Annotated in this window: 12 protein-coding genes; 6 read left to right on the forward strand and 6 right to left on the reverse strand. The window is 59.3% G+C overall.

Annotated features, from left to right (window positions below):
• Positions 1–46: 46 nt before the first annotated feature.
• From ACQY5P_RS04155 to ACQY5P_RS04165, 3 genes are read right to left on the reverse strand one after another with little or no spacing between them, the layout of a single operon-like run.
• Entirely contained in the window at positions 47–1,489 is a 1,443-nt protein-coding gene (locus ACQY5P_RS04155; protein ID WP_428410629.1) for an NAD(P)-dependent oxidoreductase, read from the reverse strand.
• A gap of 19 nt (positions 1,490–1,508) precedes the next feature.
• Positions 1,509–2,828 (reverse strand): ammonium transporter, encoded by a 1,320-nt coding sequence (locus ACQY5P_RS04160; RefSeq protein ID WP_428409585.1) that lies wholly within the window; start codon positions 2,826–2,828, stop codon positions 1,509–1,511.
• 21 nt (positions 2,829–2,849) lie between these two features.
• Positions 2,850–3,188 carry a P-II family nitrogen regulator gene (locus tag ACQY5P_RS04165; protein WP_428409586.1) on the reverse strand — a complete coding sequence of 113 codons (339 nt, stop codon included), beginning with the start codon at positions 3,186–3,188 and terminating at the stop codon, positions 2,850–2,852.
• Between the two features lie 439 nt (positions 3,189–3,627).
• Here ACQY5P_RS04165 and ACQY5P_RS04170 point away from each other — a divergent pair, with 439 nt between their 5' ends.
• From ACQY5P_RS04170 to ACQY5P_RS04185, 4 genes are all read left to right on the forward strand, one after another.
• Entirely contained in the window at positions 3,628–4,434 is an 807-nt protein-coding gene (locus ACQY5P_RS04170) for a TorF family putative porin (protein WP_428409587.1), read from the forward strand.
• Positions 4,435–4,656: 222 nt separating this feature from the next.
• Positions 4,657–6,123 carry a circularly permuted type 2 ATP-grasp protein gene (locus ACQY5P_RS04175; RefSeq protein WP_428409588.1) on the forward strand — a complete coding sequence of 489 codons (1,467 nt, stop codon included), beginning with the start codon at positions 4,657–4,659 and terminating at the stop codon, positions 6,121–6,123.
• Positions 6,123–7,064, forward strand: coding sequence for an alpha-E domain-containing protein (locus tag ACQY5P_RS04180; protein WP_428409589.1), 942 nt, complete (start codon positions 6,123–6,125; stop codon positions 7,062–7,064). The genes ACQY5P_RS04175 and ACQY5P_RS04180 overlap by 1 nt, the downstream gene beginning before the upstream one ends.
• An 88-nt stretch (positions 7,065–7,152) precedes the next feature.
• Complete coding sequence (locus ACQY5P_RS04185; protein ID WP_428409590.1) at positions 7,153–8,073, forward strand: transglutaminase family protein; 921 nt, start codon at positions 7,153–7,155, stop codon at positions 8,071–8,073.
• Here ACQY5P_RS04185 and ACQY5P_RS04190 read toward each other — a convergent pair.
• Together ACQY5P_RS04190 and ACQY5P_RS04195 are read right to left on the reverse strand one after the other, a co-directional pair.
• Positions 8,070–8,450 (reverse strand): hypothetical protein, encoded by a 381-nt coding sequence (locus ACQY5P_RS04190; protein WP_428409591.1) that lies wholly within the window; start codon positions 8,448–8,450, stop codon positions 8,070–8,072. The two genes, ACQY5P_RS04185 and ACQY5P_RS04190, sit on opposite strands and share 4 nt — an antisense overlap.
• A 566-nt stretch (positions 8,451–9,016) precedes the next feature.
• A complete protein-coding gene (locus ACQY5P_RS04195; RefSeq protein WP_428409592.1) occupies positions 9,017–9,880 on the reverse strand; it encodes a winged helix-turn-helix domain-containing protein in 864 nt (287 codons plus the stop codon).
• Positions 9,881–9,990: 110 nt separating this feature from the next.
• On the opposite strand from ACQY5P_RS04195, the gene uvrB reads away from it, so the two are divergent.
• Both uvrB and ACQY5P_RS04205 read left to right on the forward strand, forming a co-directional pair.
• Entirely contained in the window at positions 9,991–12,369 is a 2,379-nt protein-coding gene (gene uvrB, locus ACQY5P_RS04200; RefSeq protein WP_428409593.1) for an excinuclease ABC subunit UvrB, read from the forward strand.
• A 126-nt stretch (positions 12,370–12,495) separates the two neighbouring features.
• Positions 12,496–13,368 carry a TIR domain-containing protein gene (locus ACQY5P_RS04205; RefSeq protein ID WP_428409594.1) on the forward strand — a complete coding sequence of 291 codons (873 nt, stop codon included), beginning with the start codon at positions 12,496–12,498 and terminating at the stop codon, positions 13,366–13,368.
• Positions 13,369–13,717: 349 nt separating this feature from the next.
• Here the strand turns inward: ACQY5P_RS04205 and ACQY5P_RS04210 are convergent, their stop codons facing one another.
• Complete coding sequence (locus ACQY5P_RS04210; RefSeq protein WP_428409595.1) at positions 13,718–14,104, reverse strand: endonuclease domain-containing protein; 387 nt, start codon at positions 14,102–14,104, stop codon at positions 13,718–13,720.
• Between the last annotated feature and the right edge of the window lie 615 nt (positions 14,105–14,719).

Here is a 14,719-nt window from a genome sequence, read left to right on the forward strand (position 1 = left end):
GGTCTGGTCTTCTATTTTGTTTTGCTTGTCGGAGGCGGTCGGCGGTCTATTCGGCGGCGATGGGCGTTTCCGCCGTCGCCTTGAGCCGCGTGGCGATCGCCGCCGCGGCTTTCCGCCCGTCTACAATCGCCCATACCACGAGCGATGCGCCGCGCACGATGTCGCCCGCAGCATAAACGCCCGGAATGCTGGTTTCCAGCGTTTCCGGATCGGCGCGCAGCGTGCCGCGCGCCGTCACTTTCAGTTCAGGCTCTCCGAACATCTCAGGAAGGTCTTCCGGTTCGAAGCCGAGAGCCTTGATGACGAGATCGGCGTCGAGATCGAACTCGCCGCCGTCGATCTCCACTGGCGCGCGGCGCCCGGACGCATCGGGCGCGCCGAGTTCCATGCGCGCCACGCGGATGCCCGCGGCCTTCGCGGCATCGCCCTTCACCGCTTTCGGCGCGGCGAGCCATTCGAAAATGACGCCCTCTTCTTCGGCGTTGGCGGTTTCGCGGGCTGAGCCCGGCATGTTCTTGCGGTCGCGGCGGTAAAGACAGGTGACCGATTTCGCGCCCTGGCGCACGGCAGTGCGGACGCAGTCCATAGCCGTGTCGCCGCCGCCGATGACGACGACATTCTTGCCTTGCGCATTGAGTTCGCCCGACTCGTACTCGGCAACCTTGTCGCCCAGTCCCTGCCGGTTCGAGGCGGTGAGATAATCGAGCGCGGCGACAACGCCGGCATTGCCGGCGCCGGGGCACGCGAGATCACGCGCCTTGTAAACGCCGGTGGCGATCAGCACAGCATCATGCTCGGCGCGCAGTTCGCCCAAGGTCGCATCGCGGCCCACATCGAAATTGCGCACGAACTGAACGCCGCTTTTTTCAAGATGGGTTTCACGCCGCGCGACAACGGACTTGTCGAGTTTGAAATTGGGAATGCCGTAAACGAGGAGCCCGCCGGTGCGGTCATAACGGTCGTAGATTTTCACCTGGAAGCCGTCGCGGCGCAGCTCTTCGGCGGCGGCGAGACCCGCGGGACCCGCCCCGATAATCCCGACGGATTGCGCACGCTCGCGCGGTGGGCGTACCGGCTTCACCCAGCCCTTTTCCCAGGCGGTTTCGGTGATGTACTGCTCCACCGCGCCGATGGTCACTGTTCCGTGTCCGGACTGTTCGATGACGCAGGAGCCTTCGCAGAGCCGGTCCTGCGGACAGATGCGCCCGCAGATTTCCGGCATGTTGTTCGTCGCCGACGAAACCGCGTAAGCCTCTTCCAGACGGCCTTCGGCGACAAGTTTCAGCCAGTCGGGAATGTCGTTGCCGAGCGGGCAATGATCCTGACAGAACGGCACGCCGCATTGGGAGCAACGCGCGGCTTGCGCCTTCGCTTTTTCATCGGCGAATTTGGCGTATATCTCGCCAAAATCCCGGCGACGCTCGCCGGGATTTCGTTTCTTTGGGGTCTCGCGATCGCGCGAGACAAATTTCAACATGCGCTCAGAAATGAGAGCCTCCCTGTCGAAATCAGCCTTTAGAGAATTCTGGATAAGCTTCAAGCCCAAGCTCGGCTTTGTCCAGACCCAGACGCTCATCTTCTTCGCTTGCACGAATGCCCAAGGTGAATTTCAGGGCAAGCCAGCAGATTAAGCTAACGACAAACACGAATACGCCAATCGCAACGATGCCCAGCGCCTGCACGCCGTAATTGGCGTCGCCGTTCGACGCGGGAACGATGATTGTGCCCCAGATGCCGCACAGAAGATGCGCCGGGATCGCGCCAACAACATCGTCGATCTTGAACTTGTCAAGCACCGGCACGGCGAAGGTGACGATGACGCCGCCGACAGCGCCAATCAGAATCGACTGCCAAATCGCCGGGGCCAGCGGCTCCGCCGTAATTGAAACAAGGCCGCCGATGGCGCCATTGAGGACGATAGTGAGGTCGACTTTCTTGTAGAATACCTGGGTCAGGATGATCGCCGTCACCACACCGGCGCAAGCGGCCGTGTTGGTGTTGACAAAAATCTTCGATACCGAGACGGCATCGTCAATCGTGCCGAGCGCAAGCTGCGAGCCGCCATTGAAGCCGAACCAGCCGAGCCAGAGAATGAAGGTGCCGAGCGTCGCCAGCGGCAGGTTGGAGCCCGGGATCGGCGCAACTTTGCCGCCGACATATTTGCCGATGCGCGGCCCGAGAACGATGGCGCCCGCGAGCGCCGCCCAGCCGCCGGTTGAATGCACCAGAGTCGAACCGGCGAAGTCTGAAAAGCCCATAGCGTCAAGCCAGCCCGCGCCCCACTCCCAAGACGCCTGGATCGGGTAGATGAACCCGGTCAGGATCGCCGTGAAGATCAGGAACGGAAACAGCTTGATGCGCTCGGCCAGCGTGCCGGAGACGATTGAGGCCGCCGTCGCCACAAACACCATCTGGAAGAACCAGTCGGAATGCGATGCGTACCCTAAGCCGACAGGATCAGAATCATCAGGCCCCCACGGCACCCAGGATCCAGAGTACGGATTGTCCGGCGCTCCATAAATCAGGTTATAACCGATCAGGTAGACCATTAGTCCGGCCACAGAATAAAGCCCAATGTTTTTAAGGCAGATCGTGGCGGCGTTTTTCGACCGCACCAGCCCGGCCTCGAGCATGCAGAACCCTGCCGCCATGAACATGACGACCATGCCCATGACGAGGAACAAAAGCGTATTGAAGACGAAGACAGACGTGTCGGACGCCGGCGCAGGCGCGGCGGCCGCTTCCGCCGCCTCCTGCGCAAACCCTTGTGACGCGCTAAACGCAATGAGCGCCGCCGTTGCGACGGCAATGGTGTTTTTCTTTATCATGATGTTGTTTTCCCGCTCGAATTAAAGCGCCGCTGCGCCGCTTTCGCCCGTGCGCACACGCACGGCCTCTTCCAGATTAAGGACAAAGATCTTGCCGTCGCCAATGCGATCGGTTTTCGCCGCATCCCGGATGGTTTCCACGACTTTCGGCGCCTGCGCCGCCTCGACGGCGATTTCGAGCTTAACCTTGGGAACGAAGTCCACGCGATATTCAGCGCCGCGATAAACTTCACTGTGGCCTTTCTGGCGGCCAAAGCCTTTGACCTCGGAGACGGTCATGCCTTCGACTCCAATTGAGGTCAGGGCGGTCCTGATCTCTTCGAGTCTGTGCGGCTTCACTACAGCGATTATGTATTTCATCTGTCAGCCCCTTTTGTTTTTGCCCGGCGCTCGAGCGGTCGCGGTCACGCGGACAGCATCGGCGCCGATTCTGCAGCAACGCTAACAATCAGACTCTGGATCCGCAATCCAAATCTGCTGCATGCGCGAAATTTTTTGGTCATAATTAGCATATTATGCTATTTTTATGACCTTTATCTCTTTCTGGCGGATTTTTTCCTGCTTTTTTCGCCGTAGATGCCCATTTTAACAAATTTATTATTGTGCGTCGCAAAATCTCGCGACAAGCTCTGCATGCGAACGATGAGTGCTGCTCCGTACACGTCGTAAGTGATAAGTGCAAGGAAAGCCCCGACCTTCAGACGCCGGGCCCTCCTTGAGACAGAAAACAGCAAGAACAGCGGGGGGCCGCAGCCTGAGGGGGTTGCGCCGCAAAAAAAGCGTAAAGAGGAGATAATCCATGAGATCAGTTTTCAAACTTCCGGCCGCGGCGGCCGCGTTATTCGCAGCGAGCGGACTTTCAAGCGCCGCGCTGGCGCAGGAAGAAGAAGCGGGTCCGATTTCTTTTTCGGCGAACGTGACGTTGACGTCGGACTATCGCTTCCGCGGCATATCCCAGACCGAGGAAGATCTTGCGCTGCAGGGCGGCTTCGACGCCGCTCATGAAAGCGGCTTTTATGTCGGCACATGGGCGTCGAACCTTGCTGGCTGGGGCACTTTCGGCGGGTCAAACCTCGAACTCGACATCTATGGCGGTTATGCAACCGAAGTGAGCAGCGTCGGCCTCGATGTGGGCGTCGTCTGGTATCTTTTCCCGGGCGGCCTTGACCGCACCAGCTATGGCGAGATTTACGGTTCGGTCGCGAAGACGTTCGGCCCGGTGGATCTGACGGTGGGCGCCAATTACGCCTTCAAACAGGACGCGCTCTCGCTGAATGACGTGAAGCAGGACAACATTTACGTCTATGGCGACGCCGGCGTCGCGATCGGCGATTCGCCGGTCTCGCTGAGCGGGCATATCGGTTATACTGACGGCAACCCGGGTACTGGTCCCAACGGCTGGGTCCCCTCTCCGACCGGCACTTATCTCGACTGGTCGATCGGCGCGTCTTACGACCTTCCCTGGGGACCGATCGCGCTTTCCGTAAGCTATGTCGATACCGACATTTCGGAATCCGAAGCCGCCGCCTACCAGATTGTGAACTCCGGATATCGCTACGGGATCGGGGATGCAGCTGCTGTCTTTGCAATCTCGGCGTCGTTCTAGCAAGCGGGAAGGAAGTGCTGGCAAGCGCTCTTGACGCGTGAAAGATTTTTGCCAGAGCTTCAACTTACAGTCACACGACGGCAGGGCATGATTTTATCAGCCCTGAGTTAAGTAAAGCCATGGCGCTCTCCCCGCCATGGCTTTTTTTATCCGGTCGAAAGGGAATGCGAACTTTTCGCGCCGATTTGCGTTATCTACCTTAATCAATTAACTAGAGAGACTATGCCGAAAGCTGATCCCTTCGCCGGTTATGACGCCGGCAAAAACTACTGCGAACTTTTCGGCGAGGCGGACGTTAATCAAGCCGGAGACAAAGCTCCGTCAGGACAAGCCAATACGCTCGCGAAACGGCTGGCCAAATACAATATCCGCACGCTGAACCAGCGCAACAAGGCCGCCGAGCGCGAACTGCATAATCTCGGCATCACCTTTACCGTTTACTCCGACGCCGGCGCCATCGACCGCATTTTGCCTTTCGACCCGATCCCGCGGCGCATCTCCCAGGCCGACTGGAAAAAGATCGACCGCGGCTGCCGCCAGCGCGTGACAGCGCTCAACGCCTTTCTCGCGGATATCTACGGCAAACAGCAGATCCTCAAAGACAAGATCATCCCGCGCCCGCTGGTCACGGGAAACAAGAATTTCCGCAAGGAAATGGTGGATGTGAAGCTGCCGCACAACACCTTCACCCATATCAGCGGCGTCGATCTCATCCGCGACGACAAGGGGAATTTCCTGGTTCTGGAAGACAATTGCCGGTCGCCCTCAGGCGTTTCCTATGTGATCGAGAACCGGCATCTGATGATGCGCTCCTTCCCCGACCTGATGGAGGGCGTCAAAGTCGAACCGGTCTCCAATTACGGGCAGCGACTGCGCGAAACCTTGCGCGAGACCGCGCCGGCGCGGGCGCAGAACCCCCGCATCGTCCTTTTAACGCCGGGCGTCTTCAACTCCGCCTATTTCGAACATGTGTTCCTCGCGCGCGAGATGGGCGTCGCGCTGGTGGAAGGGCGCGATCTCATTGTCGACCAGGAAGACCGCGTCTTCATGAAGACGATCACCGGTCTTGAGCGCGTGCATATGATTTACCGGCGCATCGACGACGAGTTTCTCGATCCGGAGGTCTTCCGCAAGGACTCCATGCTCGGCGTGCCGGGTCTGATGCGCTCGCTGAAAGCCGGCAAGGTCGCCATCGCCAATGCGGTCGGCGCCGGCGTCGCCGACGACAAAGCGGTCTACGCCTATATGCCGCGCATCATCAAATATTATCTCGATGAAGAACCTATTCTCGACAATGTGGACACCTACATCTGTCGTGAAAAAGAAGATCTCGACTATGTGCTCGAGCATCTTGAGGAACTTGTCGTGAAGCCCGTGGGCGAGTCCGGCGGCTACGGCATTGTCGTCGGCCCCAAAGCCACTAAGGCTGAAATCGCCGGCGTCCGGCGCGCGATCAAAAAGAACCCGAAGAACTATATCGCCCAGCCGATGATCCAGCTTTCCGTGTCGCCGACGCTGACAAAAGCCGGCCTCAGGGCGCGCCATGTGGACCTCAGGCCGTTCGTCCTGACCGGCAAGGAAAGCTGGGTCCTGCCCGGCGGCCTCACCCGCGTCGCCATGCGCGAGGGTTCGATCATCGTCAATTCCTCGCAAGGGGGCGGCTCTAAAGACACCTGGGTCCTGCGCTGATGATGCTCTCCCGTTTTGCTGAAAGCGCCTTCTGGCTCGGCCGCTATATGGAGCGGATCGAAAGCCTGTCGCGCCTCCTCATGGTGACCGAAAGCTTCGCCGCCGATCAGGACTCGGACGATGCATGGGCGCCGATCCTCAATGTTTTCGCAGATACGAAAACGTTTGAGGAGCGCGGCAAGCCCCTAACGGCGCTTAATGTGGCGAATTTCTATATTTCCGACGCGGCCAATGCGAACTCCATCGCCTACGCATCGCATATGGCGAAAGAGAATGCGCGCTCCCTGCGTCATCTCATTTCCACGGAAAGCTGGCGGCAGATTTCGGTCTTTCACAGCGGCATCACAACCTTGCAACGCCGCCGTTTCGCCCTGTCGAAACTCAGCGAGATTTGTTCGAGCATTCGCGAAAGCTGTTTCACCTTCCGCGGCGTCATGGAAGCGACCTGTTACCGGGACGAGGTCTGGCGCTTCAACCAGCTCGGCGCCGCGCTTGAACGCGCAGACCAGGTGACGCGTCTCATCGACATCAAATATTTTCGCTTCGACCGCGACGACGACGATCAGGCGGCGCCGCCCGATGTCGCCTGGTGGAACACGCTGCTCCGGTCGGCCTCCGGCTATCACGCCTTCCAGCGGCGCTATTCGTTCAATGCCGACCCGGCGGACGCCGCGACCTTTCTCCTGTGCGACCCATATTTGCCGCTCTCGGTCACCAATGCGGCTGAAATGGCGCTGTACCAGGTCAAGCGCCTCGACGAGGATTTCGACGCCGGCCCAGGCCAAGAGATAAAGCGCGCTGGCGCCGCCCTGCGCGAGCGGCTGAAAACCCCGCCTTCAAGGCTCTCGGGCCGCACGCTCCACCGCTATCTGGATCAAGTTCAGCAGGAAATCATGGGCCTCGCCAACGCCGTCAATGACCGCTATTTTGCCCCCGCCTGAGGCGAGGCGGCGAGCGTCTGCGCCGGTTAACAAAAAATAAGGCCGTCTTTTCTTAAACGGTCACAGGAAGCACTTAAGTCAGCCGGTCATGAGCGTACCCAAACCCAGCGTCAGCACCGATCTTCTTCAGGTGAAGCATGTCACCCGCTACCGCTACGCCAAGCCGGTGAGTTTCGGCCCCCATCGCGGGATGTTCCGACCGCATGAAAGCAACGATCTGCGCCTGACGTCGTTTGAAGTGTCTGCCACGCCAGCCGCTGCGCAGCACTGGGTTCACGACGTCTTTTCAAATTCGAAGACGATCCTTGATTTTTCCGCGGCGCCGCCTTCGGAGACGCTGGAGATTACCTGTACGTTCAATGTCGTGCGCAGCAGCGTCGAGGTGCCGGTGTTTCCCATCGCACTTTCGGCGCAGCGCTATCCTTTCGACTACCCGAAAGAGCAGATCCCTGACCTGATTGCGCTAATCCGCCCGGAATACGATCACCCGGAAGCGGCGGTTAATGAATGGGCCAACGCGCTGAGACGGCAAGCAGGCGACGACACCTGGACCATTCTTACGATGATCAACAGCACCATCTACGAAACCCACGTCTACAAACGCCGCGAAGAGCCCGGCATTCAAAAACCGCGGGAAACGCTCGAGCGTGGCGAAGGCTCCTGCCGCGATTTTGCTATTTTGATGATCGAGGCCGTGCGCCAGCTCGGCTTTGCGGCGCGCTTCGTCACCGGTTATCTCTATGATCCGTTAACGGATCAACCCGGCGGGATGCAGGGATCCGGCGCCACACACGCTTGGGTTCAGGTTTTTCTTCCAGGCGCGGGGTGGATCGAATTCGACCCCACAAACGGCCTCATCGCGTCAGGCAATCTCATTCGCACGGGAGTCGCGCGAACCCCGTCGCAGGCGGTGCCTCTCGACGGCTCCTTCAGCGGCGCTGCAGAAGATTTTCTGGGCATGGAAGTCGATGTGCAAGTGACGGCGCTGGCGCCGACCTTGAAAAGCTAGCGCTGCTCCTTCGGCGGCTGGTCGTCGTCACCTGTCTCCGTTGCCGTCTCGTCCGTCTCCAGGGCCGCATCGTCCGGCGTGTCTTCCACCTCATTGTCGATTTGAGCCTCGCCTTCCGGCACGGTGATCTCAACCTCCGGCGGGCCCTCGCTGTCGCGCACCACATCGACATCCATGGGCTCTACTGCCAGCTCGGGATCGACTTCGCGCGGCGCGACTTCAAGTTCGGCCTCAGGCTCAATCCCGTCTTCTAAATTCACATCCGGCGCATCTACGTCAGGCAGCGCTGTCCTTTCGGCGGGATTCCTGTCCGAAAACATAAAAATCAGCAGCCCTAGGATGGCGATGGCGGCTATAATGGTCAGAATTCTGCTCATAATTTCCTCCATTTAGGCAACACGAAAGCCATCGCGCAGGTTCCGTCTCGCCGCAGCCACGCAAAGTTCGGCGCACACGCGCTGGCGCAAAGTTCCGCTCGAGCAAATTTCCAATGTCGAAAATTTAGGCGTCAGGGCTGGCTGCCGGCTCTGAGGAAAAAGAGTAAGAGCGCCGCAATGACGTGGACCGGGCAATGACATGGGCTTGCCGGCCATGGCCGCCGCGGGGACTACGCGAAGCGGCGCCCATTGCCAACACCTTGAGCCCACGCCCCACCGGACGTCAGGAAAAATCCTAACGTCCGATGTTGTTGCCCTGAGGGATTCCCCCAGCCGCCACTTTAAACGGCCCGCCCAACTGCCCGCCATGGAAAGCCGGTTCAGGCGCCGATGACAGCTGTCTCTCCCAACGCGTCCCTCAGCACGCATAAGTTGCCGAAAAGTTATTCGGCGGTCTTTCCTGAAACGCTGAAAGATTCTGAAATCGGCTGCGTCAGATTCTGAATGATCCTGAAAATCTATTTCCGCCAGGGACTTAGGGATGGCCGGTCAAAACCTGGGAGTTTTTATTCCTGTTCCGCTTTCTGCGCCATGAGAGGCAGGATGAACCCGTACAGATCTTCCCGCGCTTCGGCGGCGCCCTGCCCGCCTTTTTCGGCGAGCAAGGCGTGCTGCGCCTCGGACGTTAAAATCGTGTAGAGATAGAATGGCGTGGCGTCGCCTCGCGCGCGCATCTCTTCCAGGAGCTTGAAACCGGCCAGCGGCTCGCCATTCCGGCCCATGTCGGAAATCACCGCGTCATAATGCGGATACATGGAGAGCATGGTCAGCGCTTCTTCGCTCGTCCTCACATTATAGACGGCGATGCCCTGCGCCTCGAAATCGGCCTTTTCGGTCGTGTTGTTTTCCGGATGATCGTCCACCCAGAGAATGCGGCCGACCGTATCCCCGGGCTCGCTGGAGATAAGGGCCGTCTCTTCAGCAGAAGAGAGGCCGCGGCCGGACATCAGCAGAGCAAGAATGAGGAGCACGCCAACCAACCCGATGGCGGCGGCCCCTAAAGCCATAGCAAAGATCCGGTTGCGCGGCCCTGCCGGCGCAGCGGCGCCGCCCTCGTCCGCCGTCACCGCCAGACAATAGCCGGCGCCGTAGATCGCCTTCAGATTCGGGCCTTCAGGTCCCAGCGCCTTGCGCAGCCGCCCGACCGCCTTGGCCAGTGAGTTTTCATGCACCACGCGCCCCGGCCAGCCGATCTCCAAAAGGCTGTCTTTTGTAATCGCCTCGCCTTGCGCGGCGAGCAGCGCCGACAGAATGGCGGCGGAGGACCGGTCAAGCGCGAACGAAGCGCCGTCCCGCCTGATGCGGGCCGCGCGCTCGTCATACTCCACGGCCCCGAAGCGCCAGATCTTGCTCCCGTCGGCGGAAGTCATCGCGTCTTCTTAGGTTACATGCGTTGGGAGGACCATCATATGTCCCACTACCCGCCGGGCAAGGACTTTCGCCCCCTTCCCTTTCCGCAGGTTCGCCCTATGTTCCTGCCATGCCATCAGACTCCAAACCAGACACCAAACACCGCCCCGGATACGACCCAAAGGCCAGGCGCCCGAAAGCGCAGCCCGTCACCGACGCATCGGAGGTGACCAAGGGCGGGTTTTCGGAAGCCGTCGCCACCTATCACGACCGGCTGGCGACGCCGCTCGCGGACTGGACGCCGCACCGGCCCGAGCGCCCGGAAAAACGCCTGTCGAAACCCCTGCGCGTGGTCTCGGACTATGAGCCCGCAGGCGACCAGCCCACGGCGATCAAGGAGCTCTCCGAAGGGATCAAGACCGGCGAGTGGGACCAGGTGCTGCTCGGCGCGACCGGCACAGGCAAGACCTTCACCATGGCCAAGATCATCGAGGCGTGCCAGCGCCCGGCCCTGATCCTCGCGCCCAACAAGACCCTCGCGGCGCAGCTCTTTGGCGAGTTCAAGGCGTTCTTCCCCGACAATGCGGTGGAATATTTCGTCTCCTATTACGACTATTATCAGCCGGAAGCATACGTTCCGCGTACGGACACTTATATCGAGAAGGAAAGCTCCATCAACGAGCAGATCGACCGCATGCGCCACGCCGCGACGCGGGCGATCCTCGAGCGCGACGACGTGATCATCGTCGCCTCGGTGTCGTGCATTTACGGCATCGGCTCGGTGGAGACCTATACTGCCATGACCTTCTCCCTGAAGGTCGGTCAGGAGCTCTCGCGCAAGAAACTCCTCGCCGATCTCGTGGCCCTGCAATACAAGCGCAACGACAATTCCTTCGCCCGCGGCAGTTTCAGAGCACGCGGCGACACGATCGAAGTCTTCCCGGCGCACTATGAAGACCGCGCCTGGCGCGTCTCCATGTTCGGCGACGAGATCGAAAGCCTTGTGGAGTTCGACCCGCTGACGGGCCAGAAGACCGGCGAGCTCGAAGAGGTGACGCTCTACGCCAACTCCCACTATGTGACGCCGCGCCCGACGCTGAACCAGGCGATCAACGGCATCAAGGCCGAGCTCAACGCGGTCCTTCCCATCATGCGCGAGGAAGGCCGGCTTCTGGAGGCGCAGCGCCTCGACCAGCGCGTCACCTTCGACCTTGAAATGCTCGCGGCGACGGGCGTGTGCAACGGCATCGAAAACTATTCGCGCTACCTCACCGGGCGCCAGCCGGGCGAGCCGCCGCCGACCCTCTTTGAATATCTACCGGAAAACGCGCTCATCTTCTGCGACGAAAGCCACGTCACCGTGCCGCAGATCGGCGCCATGTTCCGCGGCGACTTCAACCGCAAGAAGACTCTCGCCGAATACGGCTTCCGCCTGCCCTCCTGCATGGACAACCGGCCCCTGAAATTCGAGGAGTGGGAGAAGATGCGCCCGCAGACGGTGCATGTCTCCGCGACGCCCGGCGACTGGGAGCTGAACCGCACCGGCGGCGTCTTCACCGAACAGGTGATCCGCCCCACCGGCCTCGTCGACCCGGTGGTCGAGGTGCGCCCGGTCACCGGCGACAAGACGAACCAGGTCGACGACGTCATCGCCGAGTGCAAGACGGTAGCGAAGAAAGGCGGGCGCGTGCTCGTCACCACGCTCACCAAGCGCATGGCCGAAGACCTCACCGAATATATGCATGAACAGGGCGTACGCGTGCGCTACATGCACTCCGACATCGACACCATGGAGCGGATCGAGATCATCCGCGATCTCCGCCTCGGCGCCTTCGACGTGCTGGTGGGCATCAACCTTTTGAGGGAAGGCCTGGATATACCGGAGTGCCAATTGGTTGCGATCCTCGACGCCGACAAGGAAGGCTTCCTGCGCTCTGAGACATCGCTGATCCAGACCATCGGCCGCGCGGCGCGGAACGTCGACGGCCGGGTCATTCTCTATGCGGACAACATCACCGGCTCCATGGAGCGGGCCATGGGCGAGACCGAGCGGCGTCGCGAAAAACAGATCGCCCATAACAAGGAACACGGGATTACTCCCGCCACGGTGAAAGCGAAGATCGCCGAGATCGCGGCCAGCGACGACGAAGGCGCGAAAGCCGCCATGGGCCAGACGTTTGTTGGTCACAAACAAACCCGCGGCGGATTTGCGGAGGAAGCGGAAGAGTTTTCAGGTCCCGGTCACAACCTCAAGGCCCATCTCGACGCCCTCGAAAAACAGATGCGCGAGGCCGCCTCCAACCTCGAATTCGAAACCGCCGCGCGCCTGCGCGACGAAATCAAGCGCCTGCAGGAAGTGGAGCTTGCGGTCTCTGACGATCCGCTCGCCCGTCAGAGCGACATCGAGGCCCGCGTTGAGGCCAACTCCGAAGGCCGGATCACAAAGTCAGAGGGCACGGTGAGCAATATAAGGAGCAAGCCGCGAGGGGCTAAGGGGAAAAGGCGATAGGGTATCCAAACACTCAAATTCAAGACGGCTTGCTTGTTGAAGTAGTGCTTGTTTAAAATATCGTATTAAACGAAAAAGCTGTTGCTAGTTTCAATTATTACAGAACTATCTGCATTGGAGAAGATAATGAAAGTATTTATCAGCTGGTCCGGAGACGCGAGCAAACAAATTGCCGAGACTTTCCGAAAATGGCTTCCAAGCGTACTTCAAGCGACAAAGCCATATTTCTCGCCCGATGATATTTCTAAAGGCGCAAAATGGTCATCTGAAATCTCAAAAGAATTAGACCAAACAAACATCGGGCTAATTATAGTGACATCGGATAACCAAGATGCACAGTGGTTGATGTTTGAGTCGGGAGCTTTGGCAAAAAACCTCGAGCAGGCCAAAGTGGTGCCTTTACTTTTCAATCTGGAGCCTGCGGACATAAAGGGTCCGCTAGTACAATTCCAAGCTTCAGAATTTTCCAAAGATGAAATGCTACGCGTCGTAAAAATGATCAATAATGAACTTTCCGAGCGTAAATTAGAACCTGAAGTCTTAGACCAAGTCTTTGAGATGTGGTGGCCGAGCCTAAAGAGAGACATTGAGTTGGTTGTAACAAACATGTCACAAACTCAACCACATAAAGCAAGAAATGAGCGTGATATTCTGGAGGAGGTATTAGCCCTTGTTAGGTCTAATAGTAGACCGCAGCGGGAGGTAAAGAGAAACATTATTCCAAATGATGTTTTTCTCGACTTGATTGATCAATACGGAGATCTATTACTCGCGGTACAAAATGACCCAACAAATTCCTCTCTATTACGAATTTCAGAACGTATTTGGCCTCCTATTAAATTTCTTGTAACCAGTAATCAGGACACAATATCAACAAAGATCGTAAGGGCATTTGATCAAGTAGAAACTCAACGAGAACGACTCTTCAATCTGGGAACTACGGATAAGAACTGGAACCGAACACTTCCTGGCATAGAAGTTCCCGAAGCAAAGCAATAGTTGTGGCGATCGTGCCGCACACGGGCTTTAGCCCGCCAATCATCAACTCCTCTGCTATCCATGCATAAGCGGCGGGCCAAGGCCCGCCCTACGGTTCTGGCCTCGCCCCCTCCGTCCAGCCGCAAGAGCGGCTGGCCACGTTGATTGGGGCCCCACCCCCAATCAACCCCACAAGCGGGGAGGAAAATGGCAGCTTTGGTTAGTTAAACTTGCGCAGCGCCGCCCCCTCCGTCTCGGCCTGCGGCCGATCCACCTCCCCCGTAAACGGGGGAGGAGAAGCGCCGAGGTTGCGGCAAGCGCCCTCTTCCCCCGTTCACGGGGGAAGTACCCGCGAAGCGGGGGATGGGGGCTAGCCGGCGCTTTCGTCGGGCGCCTGCGTTTTCAATAACCGAACGGAATTTTCCGCCGCATCCAAAATGGTTTCGAGAACGCCATCCATATTGTCATGGATTTCCGAGTTCCAGAACCGCAGCACCAGCCATCCCTCGTTCTGTAGAAACGCATCGCGCTTCGCGTCATGGGCGCGGAATTCGTCGAACCCGTGCTGTTCGCCGTCGCATTCGATGATGAGCATGGCGTCGACGCAGGCGAAGTCGGCGATGTAGGGACCGACCGTATGCTGACGGCGGAAGCGGAAGCCGCCGAGTTGTTTGTTTCGCAAACGCGTCCACAAGCGCCGCTCCGCTTCGGGCATGGTTTGGCGGAGGGTGCGTGCGTTTCGGTGGGGTCGGCGCATGACTGAGAGGTTAGCCCCCTCCGACCCTTCGGGCCACCTCCCCCGTAAACGGGGGAGGAGAAGGAGCGTCTATCTTGCAGTCCACTTTCTCTTTCCCCGCCCCGCGCCAAAGGCGCGAATCTGAGTTGTGCGCTTTGCGCACGGGGGAAGTACCCGCGAAGCGGGGGACGGGGGGCAACTACAGGGGTGATGGAGGCCGGCCGAGTATAAGGCCATTCCGGAGGGGGTGGATAACAATTCACCACCTTTTTTCCGGCCCTATACTGCGCGTCAGTCCGGATAGGGAGAGGCGGTGAGCGCTGCCGTACCTTACTGATCCGGATCGCGGCGCGCGGGGTGACAAGCCTCGCCGTCCCTCCTTTCTCTTTTCGGGGGGCGGCGAACGGAAGGCTTTCACGCTGGCCGGTCGCAGCGCCCGGGCTTTCTCATGGCTCAACGTCTGGCGGGTAAAACCGTCCGGCGGTCATGATTACGGCCGGGCCCGCCGACGCTGAAAAACGCTGCAAATGCGGGGCGTGATGCGCCCTTATGCTTCAAAGTGCGATGGACGTTTCACGCCCCGCGCCTCTCCAAAGTGCGATGGACGTTTCACGCCCCGCGCCTCTCCACCCTATC

This window comes from Hyphococcus sp., assembly GCF_965267305.1.
GTDB lineage: Bacteria > Pseudomonadota > Alphaproteobacteria > Caulobacterales > Parvularculaceae > Hyphococcus.

What these genes read in the sequence shown, in the direction of transcription:
- uvrB (WP_428409593.1), top strand. Translation starts at nt 9,991, where the DNA reads ATGCCATCAGACTCCAAACCAGACACCAAACACCGCCCCGGATACGAC.
- ACQY5P_RS04175 (WP_428409588.1), top strand. Translation starts at nt 4,657, where the DNA reads ATGCCGAAAGCTGATCCCTTCGCCGGTTATGACGCCGGCAAAAACTAC.
- ACQY5P_RS04190 (WP_428409591.1), bottom strand. Translation starts at nt 8,450, where the DNA reads ATGAGCAGAATTCTGACCATTATAGCCGCCATCGCCATCCTAGGGCTG.
- ACQY5P_RS04165 (WP_428409586.1), bottom strand. Translation starts at nt 3,188, where the DNA reads ATGAAATACATAATCGCTGTAGTGAAGCCGCACAGACTCGAAGAGATC.
- ACQY5P_RS04185 (WP_428409590.1), top strand. Translation starts at nt 7,153, where the DNA reads ATGAGCGTACCCAAACCCAGCGTCAGCACCGATCTTCTTCAGGTGAAG.
- ACQY5P_RS04205 (WP_428409594.1), top strand. Translation starts at nt 12,496, where the DNA reads ATGAAAGTATTTATCAGCTGGTCCGGAGACGCGAGCAAACAAATTGCC.
- ACQY5P_RS04195 (WP_428409592.1), bottom strand. Translation starts at nt 9,880, where the DNA reads ATGACTTCCGCCGACGGGAGCAAGATCTGGCGCTTCGGGGCCGTGGAG.
- ACQY5P_RS04170 (WP_428409587.1), top strand. Translation starts at nt 3,628, where the DNA reads ATGAGATCAGTTTTCAAACTTCCGGCCGCGGCGGCCGCGTTATTCGCA.
- ACQY5P_RS04160 (WP_428409585.1), bottom strand. Translation starts at nt 2,828, where the DNA reads ATGATAAAGAAAAACACCATTGCCGTCGCAACGGCGGCGCTCATTGCG.
- ACQY5P_RS04180 (WP_428409589.1), top strand. Translation starts at nt 6,123, where the DNA reads ATGATGCTCTCCCGTTTTGCTGAAAGCGCCTTCTGGCTCGGCCGCTAT.
- ACQY5P_RS04210 (WP_428409595.1), bottom strand. Translation starts at nt 14,104, where the DNA reads ATGCGCCGACCCCACCGAAACGCACGCACCCTCCGCCAAACCATGCCC.